This is a genomic window from Streptococcus sp. A69, from assembly GCF_058556195.1.
In genome coordinates this window covers 665,464-690,690 of record NZ_JBZUJU010000002.1, presented here as the reverse complement: position 1 = coordinate 690,690, position 25,227 = coordinate 665,464, and the positions used below count along the sequence as shown (strand labels likewise).

The 25,227-nt window shown below is 39.0% G+C and carries 24 protein-coding genes, 2 pseudogenes and 1 other annotated feature; of the genes and pseudogenes, 7 read left to right on the top strand and 19 right to left on the bottom strand.

All coding sequences use genetic code 11. From position 1 onward, the window contains the following. Nucleotides 1-99: 99 nt before the first annotated feature. A complete protein-coding gene (locus AC4ME5_RS07395; protein WP_491800418.1) occupies nucleotides 100-1,578 on the top strand; it encodes an oligosaccharide flippase family protein in 1,479 nt (492 codons plus the stop codon). Nucleotides 1,579-1,622: 44 nt separating this feature from the next. On the opposite strand, the gene AC4ME5_RS07390 is transcribed toward AC4ME5_RS07395, so the two are convergent. From AC4ME5_RS07390 to AC4ME5_RS07380, 3 genes and pseudogenes are all read right to left on the bottom strand, one after another. Further along, nucleotides 1,623-4,148 carry an MBL fold metallo-hydrolase gene (locus AC4ME5_RS07390; RefSeq protein ID WP_491800417.1) on the bottom strand — a complete coding sequence of 842 codons (2,526 nt, stop codon included), beginning with the start codon at nucleotides 4,146-4,148 and terminating at the stop codon, nucleotides 1,623-1,625. Between the two features lie 43 nt (nucleotides 4,149-4,191). After that, a complete protein-coding gene (locus AC4ME5_RS07385; protein ID WP_084920604.1) occupies nucleotides 4,192-5,004 on the bottom strand; it encodes a LicD family protein in 813 nt (270 codons plus the stop codon). A 57-nt stretch (nucleotides 5,005-5,061) separates the two neighbouring features. Beyond that, a pseudogene (locus AC4ME5_RS07380) lies at nucleotides 5,062-7,044 on the bottom strand (O-antigen ligase family protein); the annotation flags it as partial. Between AC4ME5_RS07380 and AC4ME5_RS07375 the strand changes: the two are divergent. Then, nucleotides 7,045-7,410 (top strand): annotated as a pseudogene (locus tag AC4ME5_RS07375) (IS3 family transposase); the annotation flags it as partial. It lies immediately after the preceding pseudogene. Between the two features lie 47 nt (nucleotides 7,411-7,457). On the opposite strand, the gene kphA reads toward AC4ME5_RS07375, so the two are convergent. Together kphA and rpsP are read right to left on the bottom strand one after the other, a co-directional pair. Then, the gene (kphA, locus tag AC4ME5_RS07370; protein ID WP_000379617.1) at nucleotides 7,458-7,697 is read right to left on the bottom strand and encodes an RNA-binding protein KphA; all 240 of its coding nucleotides are present in this window, start codon (nucleotides 7,695-7,697) and stop codon (nucleotides 7,458-7,460) included. A gap of 19 nt (nucleotides 7,698-7,716) precedes the next feature. Beyond that, a complete protein-coding gene (gene rpsP / locus AC4ME5_RS07365; RefSeq protein WP_000268760.1) occupies nucleotides 7,717-7,989 on the bottom strand; it encodes a 30S ribosomal protein S16 in 273 nt (90 codons plus the stop codon). A gap of 235 nt (nucleotides 7,990-8,224) precedes the next feature. On the opposite strand from rpsP, the gene AC4ME5_RS07360 reads away from it, so the two are divergent. The 4 genes from AC4ME5_RS07360 (at nucleotide 8,225) to AC4ME5_RS07345 (ending at nucleotide 10,940) form a co-directional block, all read left to right on the top strand. Beyond that, the gene (locus AC4ME5_RS07360; protein WP_045617342.1) at nucleotides 8,225-8,968 is read left to right on the top strand and encodes a DeoR/GlpR family DNA-binding transcription regulator; all 744 of its coding nucleotides are present in this window, start codon (nucleotides 8,225-8,227) and stop codon (nucleotides 8,966-8,968) included. A gap of 13 nt (nucleotides 8,969-8,981) precedes the next feature. Further along, complete coding sequence (locus tag AC4ME5_RS07355) at nucleotides 8,982-9,794, top strand: Cof-type HAD-IIB family hydrolase (RefSeq protein ID WP_033606116.1); 813 nt, start codon at nucleotides 8,982-8,984, stop codon at nucleotides 9,792-9,794. Nucleotides 9,795-9,866: 72 nt separating this feature from the next. Further along, entirely contained in the window at nucleotides 9,867-10,673 is an 807-nt protein-coding gene (locus tag AC4ME5_RS07350) for a peptidylprolyl isomerase (protein WP_084939105.1), read from the top strand. Between the two features lie 27 nt (nucleotides 10,674-10,700). Continuing rightward, entirely contained in the window at nucleotides 10,701-10,940 is a 240-nt protein-coding gene (locus tag AC4ME5_RS07345) for a zinc-ribbon domain-containing protein (protein WP_000600214.1), read from the top strand. A gap of 42 nt (nucleotides 10,941-10,982) precedes the next feature. Here the strand turns inward: AC4ME5_RS07345 and AC4ME5_RS07340 are convergent, their stop codons facing one another. The 7 genes from AC4ME5_RS07340 to AC4ME5_RS07310 form a co-directional block, all read right to left on the bottom strand. Then, nucleotides 10,983-12,524, bottom strand: a complete 1,542-nt coding sequence (locus AC4ME5_RS07340) for an ABC-F family ATP-binding cassette domain-containing protein (protein ID WP_096422029.1) — start codon at nucleotides 12,522-12,524, stop codon at nucleotides 10,983-10,985. 1 nt (nucleotide 12,525) lies between these two features. Further along, a complete protein-coding gene (locus tag AC4ME5_RS07335; RefSeq protein WP_096422027.1) occupies nucleotides 12,526-13,005 on the bottom strand; it encodes a VanZ family protein in 480 nt (159 codons plus the stop codon). Between the two features lies 1 nt (nucleotide 13,006). Further along, nucleotides 13,007-14,092 carry a dual-specificity RNA methyltransferase RlmN gene (rlmN, locus tag AC4ME5_RS07330; RefSeq protein ID WP_491800428.1) on the bottom strand — a complete coding sequence of 362 codons (1,086 nt, stop codon included), beginning with the start codon at nucleotides 14,090-14,092 and terminating at the stop codon, nucleotides 13,007-13,009. A 20-nt stretch (nucleotides 14,093-14,112) separates the two neighbouring features. Then, nucleotides 14,113-14,643, bottom strand: a complete 531-nt coding sequence (locus AC4ME5_RS07325; RefSeq protein ID WP_247945193.1) for a YutD family protein — start codon at nucleotides 14,641-14,643, stop codon at nucleotides 14,113-14,115. Nucleotides 14,644-14,796: 153 nt separating this feature from the next. Continuing rightward, on the bottom strand, nucleotides 14,797-15,402 hold the full coding sequence (gene sodA, locus AC4ME5_RS07320; RefSeq protein WP_247945194.1) for a superoxide dismutase: 606 nt from the start codon (nucleotides 15,400-15,402) through the stop codon (nucleotides 14,797-14,799). 72 nt (nucleotides 15,403-15,474) lie between these two features. Continuing rightward, entirely contained in the window at nucleotides 15,475-16,509 is a 1,035-nt protein-coding gene (gene holA, locus AC4ME5_RS07315) for a DNA polymerase III subunit delta (RefSeq protein ID WP_491800427.1), read from the bottom strand. Between the two features lie 32 nt (nucleotides 16,510-16,541). Further along, a complete protein-coding gene (locus tag AC4ME5_RS07310; RefSeq protein WP_491800426.1) occupies nucleotides 16,542-17,477 on the bottom strand; it encodes a dihydroorotate oxidase in 936 nt (311 codons plus the stop codon). Nucleotides 17,478-17,682: 205 nt separating this feature from the next. Here AC4ME5_RS07310 and gdhA point away from each other — a divergent pair, with 205 nt between their 5' ends. Then, on the top strand, nucleotides 17,683-19,029 hold the full coding sequence (gene gdhA / locus AC4ME5_RS07305; RefSeq protein ID WP_491800425.1) for an NADP-specific glutamate dehydrogenase: 1,347 nt from the start codon (nucleotides 17,683-17,685) through the stop codon (nucleotides 19,027-19,029). A 96-nt stretch (nucleotides 19,030-19,125) separates the two neighbouring features. Here gdhA and AC4ME5_RS07300 read toward each other — a convergent pair whose 3' ends face one another. The 7 genes from AC4ME5_RS07300 to AC4ME5_RS07270 form a co-directional block, all read right to left on the bottom strand. Next, nucleotides 19,126-19,770 carry a TetR/AcrR family transcriptional regulator gene (locus AC4ME5_RS07300; protein WP_491800424.1) on the bottom strand — a complete coding sequence of 215 codons (645 nt, stop codon included), beginning with the start codon at nucleotides 19,768-19,770 and terminating at the stop codon, nucleotides 19,126-19,128. A gap of 16 nt (nucleotides 19,771-19,786) precedes the next feature. Beyond that, complete coding sequence (locus tag AC4ME5_RS07295; protein WP_491800423.1) at nucleotides 19,787-20,791, bottom strand: NADP-dependent oxidoreductase; 1,005 nt, start codon at nucleotides 20,789-20,791, stop codon at nucleotides 19,787-19,789. 213 nt (nucleotides 20,792-21,004) lie between these two features. Beyond that, nucleotides 21,005-21,373 carry an EXLDI protein gene (locus AC4ME5_RS07290; protein WP_045617978.1) on the bottom strand — a complete coding sequence of 123 codons (369 nt, stop codon included), beginning with the start codon at nucleotides 21,371-21,373 and terminating at the stop codon, nucleotides 21,005-21,007. Nucleotides 21,374-21,435: 62 nt separating this feature from the next. Further along, nucleotides 21,436-22,338, bottom strand: a complete 903-nt coding sequence (locus tag AC4ME5_RS07285; protein WP_007522243.1) for a DUF2268 domain-containing putative Zn-dependent protease — start codon at nucleotides 22,336-22,338, stop codon at nucleotides 21,436-21,438. A 410-nt stretch (nucleotides 22,339-22,748) separates the two neighbouring features. Next, nucleotides 22,749-23,117 carry a 50S ribosomal protein L7/L12 gene (gene rplL / locus AC4ME5_RS07280; protein ID WP_096421995.1) on the bottom strand — a complete coding sequence of 123 codons (369 nt, stop codon included), beginning with the start codon at nucleotides 23,115-23,117 and terminating at the stop codon, nucleotides 22,749-22,751. Nucleotides 23,118-23,192: 75 nt separating this feature from the next. Then, the gene (gene rplJ, locus AC4ME5_RS07275; RefSeq protein ID WP_045617357.1) at nucleotides 23,193-23,693 is read right to left on the bottom strand and encodes a 50S ribosomal protein L10; all 501 of its coding nucleotides are present in this window, start codon (nucleotides 23,691-23,693) and stop codon (nucleotides 23,193-23,195) included. Between the two features lie 38 nt (nucleotides 23,694-23,731). Then, nucleotides 23,732-23,867: a sequence feature (ribosomal protein L10 leader region), on the bottom strand. A 61-nt stretch (nucleotides 23,868-23,928) separates the two neighbouring features. Then, entirely contained in the window at nucleotides 23,929-25,188 is a 1,260-nt protein-coding gene (locus AC4ME5_RS07270) for a TRZ/ATZ family protein (protein WP_491800422.1), read from the bottom strand. Between the last annotated feature and the right edge of the window lie 39 nt (nucleotides 25,189-25,227).

The window sequence follows — 25,227 nt, the reverse complement described above, 5'->3', positions numbered from 1 at the left end:
TCTATCTATTATACTAGATTTTTACGATTTTATCAAAAGAATGAAGCGAGAATGTGATATAATACTAGATATGATTTTAGATTTAAGAAAGAAAGTTCAATGAAAAATATAAAAGTAAATGCCTTGGCCAGCTTGCTGGTCAATATTCTCAATATCGTTTTTCCACTGATAACCAATCCTTATCTGACGCGGATTCTCAGCAAATCCAACTACGGTTATTTCAATACGGCCAATACCTGGGCTAGCTTTGTTATTCCACTAGCTGCCTTTGGAATATACAACTACGGGATTCGAGCTATCAGTAAGGTCAAGGATGACAAGAATAAAATCAACTACGTCTTTTCTAAGTTGTTTTATATCTCTGTTTTTACCTCTCTCCTGACCACTGGTATCTACTTCCTCATTATCTTCTTTGACACCAGCATTGAGAATCTGAAAGTCCTCTACTATATCCTAGGGGCCCAAGCACTCTTCCAATTTCTCAATATCGAATGGATGAACGAGGCTTATGAAAATTATGCCTTCATCCTCTATAAAACATTAATTATTCGAATTACCATGCTGGTCGCTATCTTCGCCTTTGTTAAAACGGCAGATGATATCGTTCCTTATGCTATCGTTATGACAGCGACCACTATCCTCAACTACCTGCTCAGTTTTCTTTGGATTAAGAGAGAAGTTTCTTTTGTTAAGATTGGTTTCGTCGAATTAGCTAAAGCTTCTAAACCACTCTTTACTATGCTTCTCTTAGCAAACGCTAATATGCTTTATACCTTGCTAGATAGAATGTTTATCACCAAGGGACCAGATGAAAACTACATTTCTTATTATACAATTGCCTATAGTATCGTCATGTTGATTGCCAGTGTCTTGAGTGGAGCTATCAACGTCAGTATTCCGCGCCTTGGCTACTATCTCGGTAAAAAGGATTACAAGTCCTATAATTATCTCGTGAATCAAGCGGCATCCTTATTCTATTTCCTTATGGTTCCAACTAGTATCGGGATTATGATATTGGGACGGTACGCAACTGTTATTTATTCTTCTGAAAAATATCTTGAAGCGGGTATCGTAACTAGCGTCTTCGCTTTTCGTACCATCATCTGGGCTATTGAATTGATTCTTGGTAAACAGATTATCTTTATCAACGACCATGAAAATCGCTTAACTGCCTTTTACTTCCTCGGTGGTGGCGCCAATATACTATTAAATAGCATCTTGTATTTCAATAATATTTTTGCACCTGAGTATTACATCGCTACGACCATTATCGCAGAAACTATCGTAGTTTTACTTGAAATTCATTTTATCAAGAAACATCAACTGATTAGTTTAAAAGAAATTTTTATAACCTTAACACGTTATAGCCTCATATCCCTTGGTTTTATCCCAATCTTCTATATTTTCAAAATGATTTTCCAAATCAATTCCTACACAGTAAACTTCAATATGATTCTCATGGTTCTTTCCACCGTAGCAACTTGTGGTATCTATTATCTCTTGACCCTCTTTATCGCCAAAGACAAAACACTCCACTATGCACTGAACCTTGTACTTGCTAAATTAAAACGAAATTAAAAATCCCCTACTGATAAATTAGTTGGCAGTAGGGGATTTCTTCTTTATTCTTTTTCCTTCTTTTCAGAAGCGTTGGCTTCTAGGTTTGAATCTTGTTTAGGTTGTTCAACAATAGAGGAATTAGATTCTTGTTTCTGTTCTGGCTTAACTGCCTCGCTATTTACAGCAGCAACAGCCTGTTTCCAGATACCTTCTTCGTTTACTTTATAACCATCAGGTGTTGTTGCGTTCTTCAATAAAGAACCATCAGCTTGGAAATAGTACCAATTACCATCAAGCTGTTTCCAACCCGTTTGCATAGCTCCTGATTCATCAAAGTAATAATGATCACCATTTACTTTATGAAGACCAACCAACATGATACCATCTTCAGGATTTAGATAATACCAAACGCCTTTGTCTTTTATCCAACCAATTTTCATGGCTCCATTTGATTCAAAGTAACGGTAATGATTATCAGACCATTTCCAGCCAGTTTGCATGGCACCAGATTTGCTAAAGTAATATTGCTTACCATCTACTTGATGAAGGCCGACCAGCATAATGCCTTCTTTTCCTTCAAGATAGTACCAAGCTTCACCATCTTTCAACCAACCAGTTTTCATAACTCCAGAACTTGCAAAATAGTTCCAGTGACCATCAACAAAGGCCCAGCCTGTTTGCATGGCACCACTGGCATTCAAATAGTAACGGACACCATTGATATCTTGGCTTCCAGTTAACATGATGCCATCTTTATCCAAATAATACCATGTTTCCTGATCCTTGACCCAACCAGTTTTCATAGCTCCAGAACTTGCAAAATAGTTCCAGTGACCATCAACAAAAGCCCAGCCTGTTTGCATGGCACCACTGGCATTCAAATAGTAACGGACACCATTAATATCTTGGCTTCCAGTTAACATGATGCCATCTTTATCCAAATAATACCATGTTTCCTGATCCTTGACCCAGCCGGTTTTCATAGCTCCAGAACTTGCAAAATAGTTCCAGTGACCATCAACAAAGGCCCAGCCTGTTTGCATGACACCTTCTTGATTAAAGTAGTACGTGCTTCCATTAATATTCTTTTTACCGACAGTCTTTAGCCCATCCTCATCATAGAAATACCAATCTGAATCAATCTTTTGCCAAGTTGAAGGCTTACCTGCTGCTTGGAGTGCACCACTTTCGCTAAAGAACATCTTCTTGCCATTATAGACTTGATGTCCTGTTAGCATCTTCCCATCTGCCGCAAAGAGATACTTTTTCCCTCCAATTTCAGAGAGCTCGCTAAATCGTCTAGCACCATTTGATTGGATATAATACCAAGAGTCATCTAGTTTGAACCAACCACCAGTTTGCATTTTACCATTTTGGTTCAGATAGTAATCATTCCCTTTGGCATTTTCTCCCCAGTCGTCGTTAAGATGAAGCCAGCGACCTGCTTGCATTTGTCCTTTTCCGTTAAAGAAGTAAGTGGCTCCGCCAATCTCTCTCCAGCCGATAGCCATTTCTCCGTCAGTCAAACGATATTTCCAATAACCATCTTCTTGATACCATTTTTCGTCAACTACAGGGATATCAGGGAAGGTATTTGAAACATTAGCAAATCCTTTATCGCTAATATCAAAAACGGTAGCGTCTTGAGTTTGGCTAGCGGCATGCAGAACCTGAATATTTTTCTTCTGAAGGTATTCTCTGGTTGAAGCAACATTAATATCTCCACCAGTTGTCTGAATAACCATTTTTGGTGATAAGTTTTCAAGGAAATTAATCGTATTTGAAATTGTCGCATCATAATGGTGGTTCCATTTCATCATATCAACCTTGCCGATAACTGGACCTAACTTATCTTCTGCTCCCTCAGCATTATCCAAATCTCCACCAAGATAGATTCTCTTTCCTGCCACAGTCACCACTGAAACAATGGAGTTGGAGTTATCATCTCGAACTCTTTTCAGATTCCCATCAGCATCATATTCATTCTTATAGTTATAGAGTTGGATATCCATATCACCTAATTTTAGATGGCTATCCTCATCTGAAATATTCTGAATAAGAGTAACTCCGCGTCTTTGAGCTGCTCTCAAAGCATTATCATAATTAAAAAGATTATCCCAAAGTCCCCAGTGTGAGGTGATCCGATCATCTGAATATTTTTTCAAATAAAACTTACCGACTTGATATCGATTGAGTATTTCATCCGCTCCACCAATATGGTCACTATGGACATGAGTTCCTAGAATAAAATCTAATTTTTTTACACCTATTTGATCCAGGTGGCGAATCAAGCGATCTTCCAATACTTGATTATTTCTCATGGAAATTCCCCAGCGGCTTGGATAGCGTGGGTCACTCCCATCAGGGAAATCATAGTCTTCTCCCATATCAATCAAAGCATAATGACCATTACTTTCCAGAAGGATGGCATCACTTCCAGATTTTGCTTTAGTATTTATGAAATGGATACGATTGCCCGAACCTGCAGAGATAGTATCTGCATCTACTCCTTGCGATAACTGAATCAGTAATAGAAAGAATGCGAGAACACTATATCTAACTGATTTTAATAACCATTTATTTTTCATCTTGAAAACTCCTTTATCTTAACAATAAGCAACTTTTACTAATCTAATCAATCCAGTAGTTTTTATCCCCTCCTGGGACTTGCTGCTCAATAGGGGGTGGAGTCATATAGTTTTCTCCAAATTCGTAGACAAGTATTTCATGGTATTTTTTAGGAACCTTGACCACAATGTTTTCATAAGGCATATCAATCAAATCATAGAGCCATTCTTTTTTTATACCATTTGGATAATAAGGGTCATAGATAGTACAAGTAAGATCTGTTGCTTGATCTACACTATACTTCAAAGCAAGACTCTCTAATTTTTGATTCCATAGCTGTGGAGAAGTTAAGCGGAAAATAGCTGATCCCATATAACGAGGGAGGTTTTTAAGTCCACCATTCTCAGACTTGATCCCTTTAAAATTCAAAGAAGAAAGGCGAACGAAATATTTGTAGAGTTTCATTTTCTTACGGTCACTTTCCTGTGTTACGACACCATCATATGGAAAAATGTCAACGCAAGTTCCCAATACGACCGTTGGGTCTACGAGGTTAGCATCTCGACGTGTCCTTACATCATAGACTCTCATATAACTGTATGGATATCCCTTTGTTTCTCTGAATGAAATCAATTTATAGTAGGGATGATTTTCATTTTGTAAAACCTTATACAGTTTTTCAAATTCATCACGCGCTAAGGAAATATCTGTATCATCATCCCAAGGGATGAATCCTTTATGGCGTACAGCTCCTAGTAAGGTTCCAAAATCAATAAAGTATTTGATTTGATGTTGTTCACAAAGCTCATGTAGATACTTTAAAATATCCAATTCTACTTGTTTGATTTCTTCAAGAGTTAAAGTTCTTTCAGACATAGGTTTTATTCTCCTAAATTTGACTATATTTTTAAACGTTTCTTAATTTCAATCTCGTCATTTAGACCTTTTAATAATCTTCCACAATTTAAAATCATGATGAGATACTCTTTGTTCAACCGGTGGCAATTGCATATAGTCTCCGTAGTCTGAGGTCAAAATTTCATGATAATTTTTCGGAATGGTAAATTCCTTACCTTCAAATGTTCCAGTAGTAGCTTGTTCCAGCCATTCACGTCTCCACACTGGTTTGTTCATATCTTTGTAGATAAGATAATCCACTTGCTCATAATCTGAGACTTTACGGGATTTTGCAAGCTCTTCAATCTGGGCAACGTATTTGTTCGTATTGGTGAAATAGAAAATAATAACTGACACATAGCGTAGCAGTGAATTCAGTACACTTTTCGTATTAGTAATGCCTTTAAAGGTGTAGCAACTCAATTGACGTTTCTTTATCAGTTTCGTCATCTTGTTTTTAAATTCTACGTCATCCTCGTAGCCATCTACAGGGAAAATATCTACATATATCCCCATATTTGAATCGATGCGAACATCTTCTTCCAACAAGTAGGTATGGTTATCCTGCACTTTCATGAAGGGATAGACATAGTTGAGATTATTTTTATAAGACATGACCTCGTAACGTTCATCAGGGTTAGCGATAAGGTAGTCTTGTAACTTTTCATAATCTTCTCGTAACATGCAGATATCCATGTCATCATCCCAAGGGATAAATCCTTGATGGCGAACAGCACCAATTAGACTTCCATATGCTAAGAAATACTTAACCCCAATTTTCTGACAAACTTCATGAATATACTCCATGATTCCAAGTTCCATCTGTTGAATTTCACTGACATCTGTTACTTCTTGATACCGAATTCCTTCATCCTGTTTGCAGACTACAAGTCCATAGCCAATCGCTAGCCAGAAGATGATATTAATAAAGTTGGTTGAATACATAATCTGACTTTCAAATAATTGACCAAGCAAGATACCGAAGAAAAGGATCATGATCAATTTATCAGTATTTTTCTTGGAAACAATCAAATAAGTTAAAAAGCGCTTGATTACATATCCCAATATAAGAAAGAAGAATGCTAAGCCTAGAACTCCCGAACTGACAAATATGGTCACAAAAATGTTATGGAAATTCCCACCGATAAGGGAGTTTTGAATCTCAAATTTACTGAAATATTCTGTATAGTAATCTGGAACATTTCGTACACCATAACCAAAAATTGGTTTCGTACTTCCCATCTTGATGGCATTTTTCCAGATATAGGTTCTACCACTTGGTGTTGTTTCAATCAGATGGAGCTCACCATTCTTCTTAGCGACAGACGAATCTGTTTCAGCATAGGATTGTCCTTTGTTTAAATCTAAGACAGTCGTAGTTTCAGATGAAATATAGATTGAAGTTACATAGCTTAATCCAATATTAGTTGCAGTAATCAGCAAACCAACAACTATAAAAGTGAGGAATCGTTTAACGATACTTCCTCTAGTAGCAAAGAAACTATAGAGTCCAATCATGAGAAGTAAAGAAAGTAAGGCTCCTCGACTTTGCATCGTAGCGAAGTAAACTAATTGAATCACATTGTTCAGTTTAAGATAAACAGAATACTTACTTCCTTTATGGATCAAATACATAGCCAAAATAATGCTAATGTATGAAAATATCGCACTAGCATTAGGATTAACAATTCCCCACAGACGTCCATTCATGACACCATAGTAATAAGATTGTTCGCCAATCTTAAATAGGATAAGGACTCTACTTACCAATAAACCAAACGCAAAAATTGCTGAAGAAAAAGATACAATTTGAACCGTATAGGCAATCCAGTCAAATAATTTTTTAAGTTGCCCTGATTGCAACATGGTAAATAGTAAAACATAGGTCACCATGAAGAGAATTTCAATCACATTTCCAATCAAATGTCCCGAGCGATTGAAAATAGCAGATAGCAGATGGCTTCCAGCTAATAGTCCAAATAAGGATAGAAATTTACGATCTACTGTGATTTCTTTCCACCAAACTTAGAACAAGTGAAGAGTATGTTAGAACAGGCATTCACAGAGAAACACTATGAAAATACCATTTTACACAGCGACCAGGGCTGGCAACACCAACACGATTTTTATCACAGGTTTTTAGAGAGTAAGGGAATTCAGCCATCTATGTCACGTAAAGGTAACAGCCCAGACAACGGTATGATGGAGTCCTTCTTTGATATTTTGAAGTCGGAGATGTTTTACGGTTATGAGAAGTCGTTTCAGTCACTTAAGCAATTGGAACAAGTCATTGTAGACTATATTGATTATTACAACAACAAACGAATTAAGGTAAAACTAAAAGGACTTAGTCCCGTGCAGTACAGAACTAAATCCTTTGGATAAATTATTTGTCTAACTTTTTGGGGTCAGTACACTTCTGTCCCGCTTTTTTATTTTTCATCGATAACGATTCTTACTTTCTTGTCTTCAGTTGGGACAGAGTAGACAATCGTTCTTATCGCTGAGATAGTGCGACCCTTACGACCGATAACACGACCGACATCGCTTTGGTCAAGATCCAAGTGATACTCCAAAAACTCTGGTGTGTCTTCAATCTTGATAGTTAAGGCATCAGGTTGTGAAATCAAAGGTTTCACAATCGCAATAATGAGATTTTCAATCGTATCCATCTGTCAACCTACTTTAAACTTATTTTGAGAATTTAGAATCGTGGAATTTTTTCAATACGCCTTCTTTTGAAAGGATGTTGCGAACTGTATCTGAAGGTTGAGCTCCATCAGCCAACCATGCAAGAACGCGGTCTTCTTTCAAAGTTACTTGGTTTTCAGCAACAAGTGGGTTGTAAGTACCAACTGTTTCGATGAAACGTCCGTCACGTGGTGAACGTGAGTCTGCTACGTTGATACGGTAGAAAGGTTTTTTCTTAGAACCCATACGAGTCAAACGGATTTTAACTGCCATTTTTTAATGTCTCTTTTCTTATTTTTTTATTTCGGTGAAATAGCTGAGCTATTTAGCACATGTTCTATTATAGCAGATTTCTGACAGGTGTCAAGAAAAAAACTTGACAGAGTTTTTATTTTTTCAGATTTGCCACAAAAAACTTAAATAAATTGATTTTAAATTAAAAAAACTTATAAACGCTTGATTCGACTTGCAAAAAAGAGTAAAATAGAGTCAGAAAGCAGGTGAATTTATGTACCAAGCACAACGATTAGAAGAAATCATAACACTTTTAGAAGAGAGAGGAAGCCTTTCAGCAAAAGAAATGGTTGACTATTTCCAAGTATCCAAAGATACCGTCCGCAGAGATTTTTCTATTCTTGCAAAGGAAAATAGAGCACAAAGAACTCACGGAGGATTGCTATCAATAAAGAAACAGCCTATACTAGGCTTTAAAGACAGGAGAGAACAATCTTCCAAAGAAAAAGAGAAAATCGCCTCTCTAGCAAAGGAACTCATTTCTAATGGAGACCTACTATTCTTTGATGTTTCAACAACTGTACTAGAATTAGCTAAAATACTTGAGAAAGAAGTTAGTATTTTCAGTCATTCATTAGATAATGCGCTTATTCTAGGAGGAAAAGAAAATGTCGATTTTCACATTCTAGGCGGAAAGTTTCATAAAAAGAATCGTTTCTATTACTCTCTAGAAGAATCGGACATTTTAAACTCTATTAAGTTTGATTTAGCTTTTTTTGGAGCTGCAAGTCTTTCAGATGGTCAAGTTAGTTTTGAAGACCAAGAAGATGTTCTAATGAAAAAGAGAGCATTTAAAACAAGCAAAACTCGTGTCTTACTGGCTGAAACCAGTAAAATAAGCAAACACTCTCACTTTATTCTGTCTGAACTAGCTGATTTTGATTATTGGATTACAGACAAAGAACCCGATATAGAAATTCAGCGATCTTTAGATGGCAAAACAACTATTCTATTTTAAAAGGGAGGAAGCTATGAGAAATATTAAATTGATTATAAGCGATATTGACGGAACAATTTTAGACAAAAATCACCAGATAGACTCTTATTTGCCTGAACTGATGCCAATTTTAAAACAAAAAGAAATCCCTTTTGTCTTAGCTTCTGCTCGCTCTCCTCTCGGTATTGCTCCAATTTCTAGAAAACTAGGAATTTCCGACTTTCCAATTGCATGCTATAATGGTGCCCTAATCAGTAAGGGGGATGAGGTTCTAAGTCAGCATTCTATTGATAAAAAAGAATTGGCATTTCTTCATGATTTTTTAAAAAGAGAATTTCCGACAGTTTCTATCAATGTTTATTCTGGACAAGATTGGTTTGTTAATACTTTAGATAAATGGGTACAAATCGAAGCTAACATTACTGGAGAAAGTCCAAAAGTTACATCTATAACAGATTTTATAAGAGAGGAACATACTCTTGTTCATAAACTATTATTAATTGATAAGGCAGACACTATACAGAAACTACAAAACATCTTATCCATTATGGATTTCCCTCAAACCGACTTTTATCTCTCCAAGGATAACTATCTTGAAGTCACACATAATCAAGTATCTAAAAAACAGGCTCTGTTAGAATTGGCTAACTATTATCAAATTCCTCTCAAGGAGATTATGACCTTGGGTGACAATTATAATGATATTCCCATGATTGAAACCGCAGGTCTCGGTATTGCAATGGGAAATGCTCCTACAGATGTCAAAGACTGTGCAAATGCAGTAACATACTCTAATGAACAAAATGGAGTAAGTCAAGCTATAAAATTACATGTATTAGCAAAATAACCTCATTTTAAAATTTGAAATCAAACTCCTTTTAAGGTACAATGGTAGAAATGAATTTTTGAGAGGTTAACAATGAAAAAACTAGCAACCCTTCTTTTACTATCAACTGTAGCCCTTGCTGGATGTACTAGTATCCAACGTGGTCTCCGTGGTGATGAATATGTCGACTCCAGTATCTCAGCTGAAGAAAGCTCAAAAGCGGCTGCTCAGGCTGCCAAAGATTTGAATGACGCTTTGACCAATGAAAATGCCAACTTCCCTCAACTTTCTAAGGAAGTTGCTGAAGACGAAGCTGAGGTCATTTTACACACAAATCAAGGCGATATCCGCATCAAACTCTTTCCAAAACTAGCACCACTAGCAGTTGAAAACTTCCTCACTCACGCTAAGGAAGGCTATTATAACGGCATCACCTTCCACCGTGTCATTGATGGCTTTATGGTCCAAACTGGAGATCCTAAGGGAGATGGTACAGGCGGCCAATCTATCTGGCATGATAAGGATAAAACAAAGGACAAGGGAACTGGTTTCAAAAATGAAATCTCTCCTTACCTATACAATATCCGAGGAGCCCTTGCTATGGCTAATACTGGTCAATCAAACACCAACGGTAGCCAGTTCTTCATCAACCAAAACTCAACAGATATTTCTGCTAAACTTCCTACTAGCAAGTATCCAAAGAAAATCATCGAAGCCTATAAAGAGGGCGGAAATCCTAGTCTAGACGGCAAACACCCCGTCTTTGGTCAAGTCATCGATGGTATGGACGTTGTTGACAAGATTGCCAAGGCTGAAAAAGATGAGAAAGATAAACCAACGTCTGCTATCACCATTGATAGTATAGAAGTGGTGAAAGACTACGACTTCAGCAAAAAATAAGCCATCAACAGATAAGGAGACGATGACATGATTTTATTTTGGGGTTCTAAAGGTTATCAGAAAGATTTGGGACATACGCAAACTGCGATCGAATGTGGTCACTGTAACAATGTCGACACTTGGGAGATCGTAGAAACTGGGCGCAAGTTCACCCTCTACTGGATTCCACTTTTCCCTTATGGTAAAAGTTACTTCGTTTCTTGTCCGATTTGCCACTACGGTAAAGAAATTGAGAAATCTGAAGTTGAAAACTATTTAAATTACTAGTCAAAAAAGCCAAGTCATTTCGACTTGGCTTTTTTACTGCTTTTAAGTTAGCTTGTTAAAGTCCCAGATTTGGTCCATCCAGCCTTCATAGAAGTCTGGTTCGTGGCAAACCATAAGAATGCTTCCTTTGTATTCTTTAAGCGCCCGTTTGAGTTCTTCCTTGGCATCTACATCCAAGTGGTTAGTCGGCTCGTCCAACACTAAGACGTTGTTTTCACGGTTCATCAAGAGACAGAAACGCACCTTGGCCTGTTCTCCACCTGACAAGACCTGAATTTGGCTTTCAATGTGCTTAGTCGTCAACCCACAGCGGGCAAGGGCCGCACGGACTTCTGCTTGGTTAAGGGAAGGAAAGGCATTCCAGACAGCCTCTAGTGGTGTTTGACGATTGCCACCTTCTACTTCCTGTTCAAAGTAACCAAGTTCTAGGTAATCACCGCGTTCAACCTCCCCAGCGATTGGCGGAATAATTCCCAAGAGAGACTTCAAGAGAGTTGTTTTCCCGATACCATTGGCTCCAATAATGGCAACCTTTTGATTGCGTTCAAAGGTGAGGTTTAATGGTTTGGTAAGTGGACGGTCATAACCAATCTGCAAGTCCTTAGCTTGGAAAATAAAGCGACCAGGAGTACGAGCCGGTTTAAAATCAAAGGATGGCTTTGGTTTCTCGCTTTGGAGTTCAATGATATCCATCTTGTCGAGTTTCTTTTGACGGGACATGGCCATATTACGCGTTGCGACACGCGCTTTGTTTCGAGCGACAAAGTCCTTGAGGTCGGCAATTTCTTTCTGTTGACGTTCGTAGGCTGCTTCCAACTGAGATTTCTTCATGGCATAGACTTCTTGGAACTGGTAGTAGTCACCAGAGTAACGAGTCAACTGTTGATTTTCCACATGGTAGACGATATTGATTACGTCGTTGAGGAAAGGAATATCATGCGAAATAAGGACAAAGGCATTCTCATAGTTTTGGAGATAACGCTTGAGCCAGTCAATGTGTTCAGCATCCAAGTAGTTGGTTGGCTCGTCAAGCAGCAAAATATCTGGTTTTTCAAGGAGGAGTTTAGCCAAAAGCACCTTGGTTCTTTGTCCACCTGATAAGGCTGTTACATCTGTATCCATGCCATAGTCCATGACACCGAGGGCACGCGCTACTTCATCAATCTTAGCATCCAAAGTATAGAAATCTCGACTCTCCAAACGGTCTTGGAGTTCGCCAACTTCTTCCATTAGCGCGTCAATATCTGCTCCGTCCTCTGCCATTTCCATATAGAGGTCATTGATACGAGCTTCTGCTTTAAATAGCTCATCAAAGGCTGTCCGCAAGACATCACGCACGGTTTGACCTTCCTTTAGCACAGCGTGCTGATCCAGATAGCCAGCAGTCACATATTTTGACCACTCCACCTTCCCTTCATCTGGCAACATCTTACCAGTCACAATGCTCATAAAGGTTGATTTCCCTTCACCGTTAGCACCAACTAGACCGATATGCTCTCCCTTGAGGAGACGGAAAGACACATCTTCAAAAATTGCACGGTCACCAAAACCGTGACTTAAATTTTTAACTTCTAAAATACTCATTCTAATTCCTTATCTTGTTTTTATGCAGTCCTTTATAGAGGACCCAAGCCAGATAGCCACCCAAGGTATTGGTCCACAAATCATCAATCTCAAAGACCCGATTAAAATCAAAGAAAAAGTCTAAGACCAGCTGCGTACATTCAATTCCTAAGCTCAGAAGAAAACTGAGAAATAGGATTTTTTTCGTTTGTCGTAAATTTGGACAGAGATAGATCAGTTGAAAGACTAGTGGGAAAAGCAAGAAGACATTTAAAATGTTCTGCAAAAAGATCCAAAGGACTTGTCCCAAACTGGTCACTTCACCCAGATTCCAAAGGGAGTTTAAGGGAGTTAAAAGAAAAACCAGGCGTCCAAAAGTTTGAATACCTGGAGTTTCCACTCCTGTAGGAAGCTGAGGTTGGGGAGTGAAGCAAAAACAGACAATGCAAAGGCTGTAAACAGCCACTCCCAATCTTAAGATTAATTCTCTTTTTTTAGTCATTTTATGGATTTACCGCTGCGACTGCCTTCTGGCGATCACGTTTCATTGTATTGGAGCGTAATTGTCCACAAGCTGCATCAATATCTGTACCATGTTCTTGACGAACAACACAGTTGACCCCTTTTTTCTTGAGGGTATCGTAGAAGGCCATCACGCGCTCTTTAGGACTACGGCTATATTGGTCGTGTTCACTAACTGGGTTATAGGGAATCAAGTTTACATAAGACAATTTCTTGATATTTTTGAGCAATTCCGCCAGCTCCAAGGCTTGTTCAACACCGTCGTTGACTTCATTGAGCATGATGTATTCAAAGGTCACACGGCGATTAGTTATTTCGATATAGTACTCAATAGCTGCAAAAAGCTTTTCTATCGGAAAGGCACGGTTAATCTTCATGATGCTTGAGCGCAATTCATTATTGGGTGCGTGAAGGGAAACAGCCAGATTAACCTGTACGCCTTCATTAGCAAAGTCACGAATTTTATGGGCCAAACCTGAAGTTGAAACTGTGATGTGACGAGCACCGATAGCCATCCCCTTGTCATCATTGATGGTACGGACAAAATTCAAAACATTGTTGTAGTTATCAAATGGTTCACCAATTCCCATGACAACGATATGGCTGACACGTTCATCCTGACCACGTTCATCAAAGTATTTCTGAACTAGCATGATCTGCGCTACGATTTCCCCATTATTGAGGTCACGTTGCTTCTTGATCAAGCCTGATGCACAGAAGGTACAACCAATATTACAGCCAACCTGAGTGGTCACACAGACTGACAAACCGTAGTGTTGACGCATGAGTACTGTCTCAATCAACATGCCATCTGGCAACTCGAAAAGATACTTAACAGTACCGTCAGCTGACTCTTGTACAATCCGTTGTTTCAAAGGATTTACGACAAACTGGTCATTGAGTTTAGCAATCAAATCCTTGGAAAGGTTGGTCATTTCTTCAAATGACTGGACACGTTTACGGTAGAGCCATTCCCAGATTTGATCTGCTCGGAATTTCTTTTCTCCCTGTTCTAATACCCATTCTTGCATTGTTTGACGTGTTAAACTATAAATAGACGGTTTCATCTCTTCTCCTTATTCTCTAGCTATTTCTGACGAATGACAAAATGGCGCTGTCCCTTGTCCTCTTTCTGAGACTTTTGGTCCTTATGACGACGTCTATTTCGCTTATCCGCATTTGGTTTTCTCTTGTTTTGCGAAGGTTTCTTGCCTCTTCTAGAAAGGTTCTCCTCCTCTTTTTTACGCATTTTCTTGTCAAATGAAGCCCGCTTAGGTGCTTGATTTTCTAGGACAAAATAGGCACAACCATAACTACAATACTCCAAAAGATAGTCCTGTAACCGACTAATCTTTTCAATTTTTTCCTCTGTTCGATCGTCTTTGTAAAAGCCACGTAAACGGAGCTGTTCATTGCTCCAGTCCCCCACGACATAATCAAATTTGGTCAACACTTCTGAGAAGCGTTGATTAAAGACTGTCACATCGAAGGCATCCTTGATATTTTCAACCAAGGTAAAAGCAATCCCTTCAGTCTCAACCTTATCCCCATTTACATGAAATTCTGGGCCAGGAAACTTGTTATAGTTGTATAATTCAGGTGCAATTTCTTTACGCATAGTCTTCCTTTTCCACGATTACTTAACACTCTATTTTACCATAATTTCTAGCAATTAGCACATTTCTCATAAAAATGAAAAAAGTCTGACGATTTTGTCAGACTTCTGCCATATAAACCAAAAAGAGAAGATTGGCTCTTCCCTTCCTATTTTTTATTTAGCTGCTGAATAAAGCTCATTTACTTTGTTCCAGTTGATGACTGAGAAGAAAGCTTTGATGTAGTCAGGACGCACATTGCGGTATTTCACGTAGTAAGCATGTTCCCAAACGTCCAAGCCCAAGATTGGTTTTTTACCTTCTGAGATTGGTGTGTCTTGGTTTGCTGTTGAAGTTACTTCAAGCTTCCCTTCTTTGTTGACAACCAACCATGCCCATCCAGAACCGAAGCGAGTTGTAGCTGCTGCTGTAAAGGCTACTTGGAACTCTTCAAATGAGCCAAATGTTGCGTCGATTGCTGCTGCAAGTTCTGCTGAAGGAGCTGTTTTTTCAGGAGTCATCAATTCCCAGAAAAGAGCGTGGTTCAAGTGTCCCCCACCGTTATTGATAAGCGCTTGGCGGATATCAGCTGGGATAGAGTCTACATCAGCAAGCAAAGCTTCAAGGTCTTCACCGATTTCAGGGTGTTTTTCAAGAGCTGCATTAGCATTGTTGACATAAGTTTGATGGTGCTTGTCATGGTGCAAGTGCATTGTTTCTGCATCGATGTATGGTTCCAAAGCGTCATATGCGTATGGAAGGTCTGGTAAGATAATAGCCATCTGTAATACCTCTTTTTCTTTCTATATGAAGATGATAACGCAATCATCCTCTTTTTTCAAGTTTTATGCTCATTACGCTTGGCTAGATATCTGTAACAGCGCTCTCTCAAAAAGGTAGCCTTTTTCATAGACACCTGTCTTAATCTGGTAGTCTGTTTCAATCAAATAAGAAATCGCTCGCTTGAGAAAACTCAAAGAAATCCCTCTCGAATCTCTCAGTGCAAACTTGATTTGATAAGGATTAGGATTGCGCCCCAAGTAAGTTCCCAGACTACTTGCAATCTGTGATTCCGTCTGACCAGCTTCTGATAAAATCTTCACTTGGGCAAAGGTACGAAACTGCCCTAACATGACCGCTATGAGCTTGATTTCGTCCTCCCCTTGTAAGGTCAAATCTCTAACCAAGTCACGCGCCTGGTCAATCTTCTTAGCTAAAATAAACTGAGTCAAATCAAAAATATTGTCCTGCAAAGTCTTTGGAATAGCCTCGACAATATCCTTCTCCTCAATCATGCCGTCTGATTTATAAGACTGTAAAAAAAGGAGGTTTTTCTGGATTTCACTAAATTGAAAACCGGACTTGATGAGTAGATTTTCAAAGGACTGCCCCTCAAACTGCAAACCTTGTGTCTGACTCCATTTTCGGAAATACTGACGAATCTCTTGTTCCTTGGGTTCAATAGCGTCAAAGACAGTCGCATCTCGTTTGAGCAGTTTGACCAACCGTCTTTTGCTATCCAGTTTTCCTTCTGCAAAAATCAAAAGTTTAGTCGTCGGTGAAGGATTGTCAAGGTATTCCTCAAATGACTTGAGCTCATCATCTGTTAAAAAGCGTTTTTTGGCTGTTGTGATATCGACAAAATGGTCTAATATCACGATTTTCTCATCCGCAAAGAAAGGGAGACTGACCAACTCCAACTCTAAGTCTTTATAAGCTACTTCTTTCATGTCAAAGTAGGCAAAATTAAGGTCGGCTGGATCATAGCCGATCTGTTTCAGCACCTGATCCTTCATAACTTCAAACTGACCTTGGTCCGAACCTGTAAATAAGGTCAGGCTAGATAAGTTTGATAAAGATACCTTTTGACTCTCTTCTATGGCTAGCATCTTCTCTCCTTTCTTCTGATTTTTTACTAACTTTAATCAATATAGCGCAATTTCCCACGGAAATCTTCTAGGTTTTCGTACCCTTTTTCCGTCATGATTGCTTTTAGTTCATTGGTAATGCGATCAAAAGCACAGACGCCTTCCTTATGAAGGGTGGTTCCCACCTGTACCATACTAGCACCACAAAGGATATGTTCAAAGGCATCACGACCTGTCAAGACGCCACCCGTTCCGATGATTTGGATTTGAGGATTTAAGCGTTGATAAAAGGCGTGCACATTAGCAAGAGCAGTCGGTTTGATATACTCTCCACCAATGCCACCAAAACCATTTTTAGGACGAATCACGACCGACTCGTCTTCTATATAAAGGCCGTTTCCGATAGAGTTCACACAGTTAACAAACTTGAGCGGATATTTGTTGAAAATAGCTGCTGCTTGGTCAAAGTGAACAATATCAAAATAAGGTGGCAATTTAATCCCAAGAGGTTTGGTAAAGTAGGCAAAGACTTCTGCCAAGATACGGTCTGTTGTCTCAAAATCATAGGCAATCTGAGGTTTTCCTGGAACATTTGGACAAGAGAGATTAAGCTCTGTCAGTCCTTTAAACTCACTCTCTTGGACTTTTTTCAAGATGGTATGTGTTTCCTCTGGAGACATGCCGACTAGAGATAGGAAGAAAGTACGGTTTGGCTCCTTTTCCTGCAAGTCCAAAAGATAGTCCAGATAATAGTCTAAACCATTATTTGGTAATCCCATGGAGTTGATAGAACCAAGTGGAACATCCTGGTAACGTGGTTCAGGATTTCCCTGACGAAATTCCAAGGTCGCTGTCTTCGTGACAAAGGTTCCCGCTGCTGAGTTTTTGACTCCTTCAAGTTCCTCTATTGTCATACAAGCTACACCTGCTGCGTTCATCAAGCAATTGTCAAACTCAAAGCCAGCTATTTGTGTTTTCGTTGATACCATGATTCTGATCCTCCAGATTCCTTTTATTTCTAATATTATACCATACTTTCAAATTTTCTCTTTGAGAAACTAATTTCTATCTAAAACGTTCGGTTTTGTAAATTGAAAGAATTTTTAGAAAATTTCTGTTTTTTTCTTTACACTCAAAAAAAATTCTGCTATAATGGCTCATGTAATAAAATATAACAACAAAAAGGAGAACGATATGACATCTGCTAAAGATTATATCCAAAGCGTGTTTGCAACTGTGAAAGCTCGTAACGGGCATGAGGCTGAATTTCTCCAGGCGGTTGAAGAATTCTTCAGCACTTTGGAACCTGTATTTGAAAAACATCCCGAGTATATCGAAGAAAACATCTTGGCACGTATCACTGAGCCTGAGCGCGTGATTTCTTTCCGAGTTCCTTGGGTTGACCGTGATGGAAAAGTCCAAGTGAACCGTGGTTACCGTGTTCAATTCAACTCAGCTGTTGGACCATATAAAGGCGGACTTCGTTTCCACCCAACTGTAAACCAAGGGATTTTGAAATTCCTCGGCTTCGAACAAATTTTTAAAAACGTTTTGACTGGACTTCCAATCGGTGGAGGTAAAGGTGGATCAGACTTCGATCCTAAAGGAAAGACTGATGCTGAAGTGATGCGCTTCTGCCAAAGCTTTATGACAGAATTGCAAAAATACATTGGACCATCACTTGACGTCCCAGCTGGCGATATCGGTGTTGGTGGACGTGAAATTGGTTACCTTTACGGACAATATAAACGTCTTAACCAATTTGATGCTGGTGTCTTGACTGGTAAACCTCTTGGATTCGGTGGTAGCTTGATTCGTCCAGAAGCAACTGGTTATGGTTTGGTTTACTATACTGAAGAAATGCTCAAAGCTAATGGTAACAGTTTTGCTGGTAAAAAAGTGGTGATTTCAGGTTCTGGTAACGTAGCTCAATATGCTCTTCAAAAAGCAACTGAACTTGGTGCAACTGTTATCTCTGTATCTGACTCAAATGGTTATGTCATTGATGAAAATGGTATCGACTTCGACCTTCTAGCAGATGTGAAGAATAGCCGTCGTGCACGTTTGACTGAGTACGCTGCTGAAAAAGCCACTGCTACTTACCATGAAGGTTCTGTATGGACTTACGCTGGGAACTACGACATCGCTCTTCCATGTGCGACTCAAAACGAAATCAATGGTGACGCAGCTAAACGTTTGGTTGCTCAAGGCGTTATCTGTGTATCTGAAGGTGCTAACATGCCTAGTGACCTTGATGCGATTAAAGTCTACAAAGAAAACGGAATCCTTTACGGGCCTGCCAAAGCTGCCAACGCTGGTGGTGTAGCTGTATCAGCACTTGAAATGAGCCAAAACAGCCTTCGCCTCTCATGGACCCGTGAAGAAGTTGATGGACGTCTCAAAGACATCATGACCAATATCTTCAGCACAGCTAAAACAACCGCTGAAACTTACGGTCTTGGTACTGACTACCTTGCAGGAGCAAATATCGCTGCCTTCGAAAACGTAGCAAACGCTATGATTGCACAAGGTATTGTTTAAAATTCATTTGCTCAATCCTCAATCGTTATGATTGGGGATTTTTATGTTGGCTTCAAAAAAGCTCACCATTTAAAATAGTAAACTTAAAATCAAGATTTATTTTACCTCTACTAAGGCAAAAGACAGGCATTCAACTATTTCATTTACTGCTTCATCTATGTCTAGGTCCTCATTATCATTCAACATCATTGGAAGAGCATAAGAAAGACTCAAAGCTAGAATATAACGAACAATTCTTTCATTTGACCAATCTCGGATAACACCATTTTCTTTAAACTTATTCAGAACTGGACTAATTGGCTTAATGATAGAGCGAACAATAACATTCCCTAACTGGTCAGAAATAGTTTTATCAATAAAAGAACGACTCAAGAGAATTTTAACTTGCATTTGATTCTCCTGAATGAAAACTAGTCTATCTCGAACAATACTTCTTAAAAATAGTGGAAAAGACTCTTGGTTTGCTGTAAATTTCTTCTCAGAAAAATCAGCAATTACATCTGGAATAACCTGTTCGAGAAAAGTTGACAGAATAGCCTCTAAGATGCCTTCCTTGGTCTTAAAGTAACTAAAAACGGTCCCTTCTGAAACTCCAGCCTCCTTAGCAATAAGGCTGGCTGTTGTATTTTCAAAGCTAATTTCTGAAAATAGCTTTAGACTTGATAATAATACTTGACGTTGTTTTAAACTCAAGTTGCTATTTTCTAATGTCTGAGCATACTTTTGTTCTAAACTATCCATTGCTAGCCCCTCTCTGCTACTCTCTTACTTTTACAACTTTCTTACCTCGAGTGTGTCCCGACTTCAGACTACGATATGCCTCTCTAACAGACTTTAGAGAAAAATCATAAACCTGGTCAATATTCAGCCGAACCTTCCCATCTGAGACCATTTCCGCTAGAACTCTAAAATCATCATATGTGGAATGTCTCGGACCCGTGAACTGAGCTCCTCTTATCATAACATATGGTGAAGGTACTAGCGTTCCAATAGCCGTGCCCTTCAATCCCAAACTGAAAGCCAATTTAACATAATCACTTCCATAGCAATCCAAGAATTTTGTAATTGGCTTTGCACTTGCTGATAGAAGAGCATTCTGGATGTTCTCTTCGTAGGCTACCGGTATAGCACCTAAAGACTTCAGATAATCTGAATTCTTCTTACTTGCAATTCCGATAACTGTTGCACCCTTAGCAACTGCATACTGTACTGCAATACTTCCAATACCACCTGCCGCTGCTGAAATCACTACAATATCTTTAGAGTTTAGCTCAATCTTTCTAAAAGCACCTCCCACTGTTAGAGAGGCTACACCCATAGTAGCTGCATGGTTCATATCAATCATATCTGGTTTCGATACGATTTCCGATTCATTGACACAAATTTCTGTTGCCAAAGCTCCCCTCTTGGTTCCCAATCCAGGGTCACTGATCATTGTTCCAAAAACCTTATCCCCTACTGCAAATCTATTTACTCTTTCACCAATTTCTATGATAACTCCAGCAAAATCCCGACCAACACCTCTTGGAAAAAGAGATGATTTTGACTCAAACCAACGACTTGGCTTCCTTAGTTTTGTCATAAAAGATAGAAATCGCAGTGGCTTTGCACCTTCAAAAGTCTTATAATCAATAGGATTTAAACCAACAGCATGAACTTCTATCCTAACTTGATTCACTTTCAAAGCGTCAGATTTAATGTTCACTAAATCTAACACTTCTTCATCACCGAAACGACTATATTGTATTGCTTGAACAACCATTGTATGAACTCCTTTACACATCTACAAAATTGAGTGAGCACTCAATCATTTTTCTTGATTATACACTTATTCTTCATAGATTTCAACTATACTGTTTCCAAAACTTCTAACTAAGTGAGCTGTTCATGATAAAAATAGAGCTATTTTCCCTTATGAAAGATTATCAAACTAGAACTCAAAGAAATCCGACTGCCTATAAAAGCAGCCGGATTTTTATATATCTAACTTTTCAAAAAATTTGCCTGTTGACTGCTTTTCTTTTAGCTTCTCAAGCAGCTCATTTTCCAGAAAAGGACTTAGTTCGTCAAAATCTTGACAAACCTTAAAGACAATCTCTCTGTCCAACTGACCATAAACTAATTCGTAATAGTCCTTATGATGTTGCCAATTCTGGTCATAATTGATATCTGTTCGTTGATAGTAAACAATATTTTGCTTCGGTGTCAGGTAAATCTTCTGCGTCAGAATGCTTTTCTGATCTTTGGACAATTTACTGCGACTAAAAATCTTAACACCTTGAAAAATCTTGCACTCATGGATACCTTGATTTGTGACTTTTAATTCAACTCTTTTATAGTGCATATAGCCACCTCCAAAAACTACTTTCATTATATCAAGTTTTGGCAGATTTGCAAGCAAAAGTGTCATTTCCAAAAGTCTTTTGTCGCTGCTAAAATCTCTTCTGTCGGTGTTACTGTAGCCTCAATAATGCTCTTACCAGTCTTTTTCAGATAAGCTTGTATCAGATGATAGCCATAGGCATAGCCTGCAGCATAGGGCATACCGACTGGTATCTGACCCTGTATCTCAGCTATTTCATCACCGTAAAGATAAGGAGCCATTTCCGCCATCCCTGTTAGCTGAAGACGACTTGAGATGATGGGCTTAATCTCTTCTAACTGCTCTGGACTGATTGAAGTAACCCAAGGCCCAATGAGATCTTTGCCATAGAGCTCAGCTGCAAAAGACTCTGCCAAGCCTTCACTGACTACCCAGTCTGCTAATGTCGTCTGCTGGTTCCATTTGATAAATTGGAAGCGGACATTATGATTGCACTCGTGGGCCAGTGCCGCTTGCACACGTGGCAAAGTATAGTCATTTGGTAGCAGACTAAGCATGAGGTAACCTGGAATTCCACCATCTCCGCTATAACCCTTATTGAGCTGTAACATGGCCTTTTCAGGGTTGCCCAATAAAATAGTAAAATGGTAATCCTCAACCTCTAAATCATAGCCAGCTTGCTTAAAAAGACCGATACTCCTCTTGATTGTTTCCTGGCAGTCCTGCCAGAGTTGATCAGAGCTCAGAGCGTCGATAGCTGGTCTATCCTTTTCTGAGAGAGTTGCGGGCAACTGATTCATAAAGCCAAGCAGGAACAAGGCATCAAATCCTCCAGGATACTTCGCTTTCAGAGGAATGTGTTGCGTTTGATATTTTGTTGCAAAAGGTGCTAATATTTTGGCTCGAAAACAACCTTCTCTCTTTTCTAAGGGTAGCTCTAACATCTCTTGATAAACTTTATCTGAACGAATCATATTGATTTTCATAGTAATCTCCTTTCTTATCTACTATTAGTATAATCCCTTACCCAAGGTCAGGGTCAAGACTAAATTTAAATATCTTTTAAAATTTTATTGAAATTACCTCAAACCGTTCGAGAATTACCTTCAATAAAGTGCTTTAATACTGAGATTATAATATCCGGAGTATAAACAAATTAAAAACTTACTTTTCTACTGTTAATAGGAATGATGATACTAGAAAGAAAATAAATCCTGAAGAGTAAAAACTTGGATCATTTTTTATGGAAAGCCTATTATTCAAAAGTTGTTTGTCTCCTAGATAAACTATATAATAGTTTGCCCCTTTTTTGCCCCCTCGCGAACAAAAAGAAAAACCGCTACTCCCAAGAATAGCGGTTTAATCATGTTTTTAAGCTACTAATGTAGTTGCTCTATTATTTAAGAGTAACTGAAGCTCCAGCTTCTTCCAATTTAGCTTTGATTTCTTCAGCCTCTGCAGTTGGAACGCCTTCTTTGATAACACCTGGTGCACCATCAACAAGTTCTTTAGCTTCTTTAAGTCCAAGACCAGTGATTTCACGTACAGCTTTGATAACGCCAACTTTTTTGTCACCAGCAGCTGTCAATTCAACGTCAAATGAGTCTTTAGCAGCACCAGCGTCAGCAGCACCAGCTGCAGCTACAGCTACAGGAGCAGCTGCAGTTACACCAAATTCTTCTTCGATAGCTTTTACAAGGTCGTTCAATTCAAGGATTGAAGCTTCTTTAATTTCAGTAATAATGTTCTCAATGTTCAATGCCATTGTTATTTCCTCCAAATAAGTTTTAAATTTTATAATAGTTTTTTTCGTAGCTAGGCTACACTGCGTAGCTTAAGATTAAGCTGCGTCTTCTTTGCTTTCTGCAACCGCTTTGACTGCAAAAGCAACGTTGCGCACTGGTGCTTGAAGTACAGAAAGGAGCATAGAAAGAAGTCCTTCGCGGTTTGGAAGAGTTGCAAGAGCAACGATTTCTTCTTTAGATGCGACAGCGCCTTCGATTGCACCACCTTTGATTTCAAGTGCTTCAGCGTTTTTAGCAAAATCGTTCAAGATTTTCGCTGGTGCGATAACATCTTCGTTAGAAAATGCTACTGCAGATGGTCCAACAAATACTGATGCAAGTTCTTCAAGACCAGCTTTTTCAGCTGCACGACGCAAGATTGAGTTTTTAATAACTTTATACTCAACTTCGCTTCCACGAAGCTCACGACGAAGAACTGTATCTTGATCAACTGTCAAACCACGAGCGTCTACAACGACGATAGATGCAGCAGCTTTCATTTTTTCAGCTACCACGTCAACTAGTTCCGCTTTTTTAGCAATAATTGCTTCACTCATTAGTGTGTTCACCTCCGTAATTATTTTGCTTGGGGAATTTTTTCAAAAGAAAAACGCGCCCAAACCTAGACACGAAAGTACAATACGCTTCTTTTTACATGATACGTTTTGTCCTCGGTAGGATCTTTACGAGTCGAGCTCCCCTACTGTCTTAGGCAGTTTTTTCAAACCGTATATAAGTATAGCATAGACAAAAAAAGAATGCAAGATTTTTGCAAACTTTTTTAAAATTTTTTTAAATTTCTACTGTCAAAACTTTGCCTTGCTTGACAACCTGCTCTCCTGCAATATAGACATCATCAACATCACTGGATTTAACTGCGTATACGAGGTGAGAAAGCATATTTTCCTGAGGTTGAAGATGGATTTTTCCCTTAGGTTGAATAACCAGAAAATCTGCCTGCTTGCCGACTTCTAGACTTCCTATCTGCTTTTCCATTCCTAGAACCTTAGCCCCTTCGATTGTCAGTGCCTTAAGGGCTGTCTCGATTGGAAACTGGCTGGCATCTCCACTCTTCATTTTCTGTAAGCGAGCTGCGGTCCGTCCTTCCTCAAACATATCTAGATTATTATTGGAAGCAACCGAGTCAGTCGCAATTCCCACTGCTACTCCTGCTTTTTGGAGTTGGATGATTGGAGCGATTCCTGAGGCCAGTTTTAGATTACTGATAGGATTGTGGGCGATAGCCACATGAGAAGTTGCCAAGCGTTCAATTTCTCTCTCGTTTAGTTCAACCCCGTGAGCAAAGACAGACGGATGATCTAAGTAACCTAGTTCTTCTAGAAAGGCGAGGGGGCGTTTACCGTATCGTTTGAGGATAATTCCTGATTCCTCCTTGGTCTCCGCTACATGGATATGGATAGGAATATTCAGCTCTTTTGCCATGTCTAAACTCGCTTGCAGCAAGTCTTGATTACAACTGTATGGAGAATGGGGTGCTACCATAACCTTGAAATTTGGATTTTTATATTCTAAGATTTCTTCTATAATGGATCGTGTTCTGCTTATAGTCTCAGCAGTCGTTTCTGTCTCTGAAGAAAAGAGGGTCGGTGAGAAATAACAACGCATCTTAGATGCCTTGACTGCCTGATAAATTCTTTCAATATCCACACCATTGGGATTATACATATCATTGAAGGTTGTTGTTCCTGACTGGAGCATCTCTGTCAGAGCCTCTTTGACCGCCTTGGTAGTCATGTCAGGAGTAAAGCCTGCTTCTGCTGGCCAGATATAGTCATTGAGCCATTCATGGAGATTGCTATCATCTCTGATCCCTCTCAAGCCTGTCATAGCTGAATGGGTATGGCAATTGACCAAACCAGGCATGATCCAGGCTCCCTGATAGTCTATAATCTGCTCAGCTTGCTCTAAAATCTCTAGCTCCTCTTGACCGACATAGACAATTTGGGAGTCCTTAACGGCTAAGACACCATCCAAATAAACATGGAAATCTTTGTCACAAGTCACGATATTTACATGCTGATAGACTTTCATTCTAGGCTCCTTTTCTATAAGACAATTTACAGTGAATAA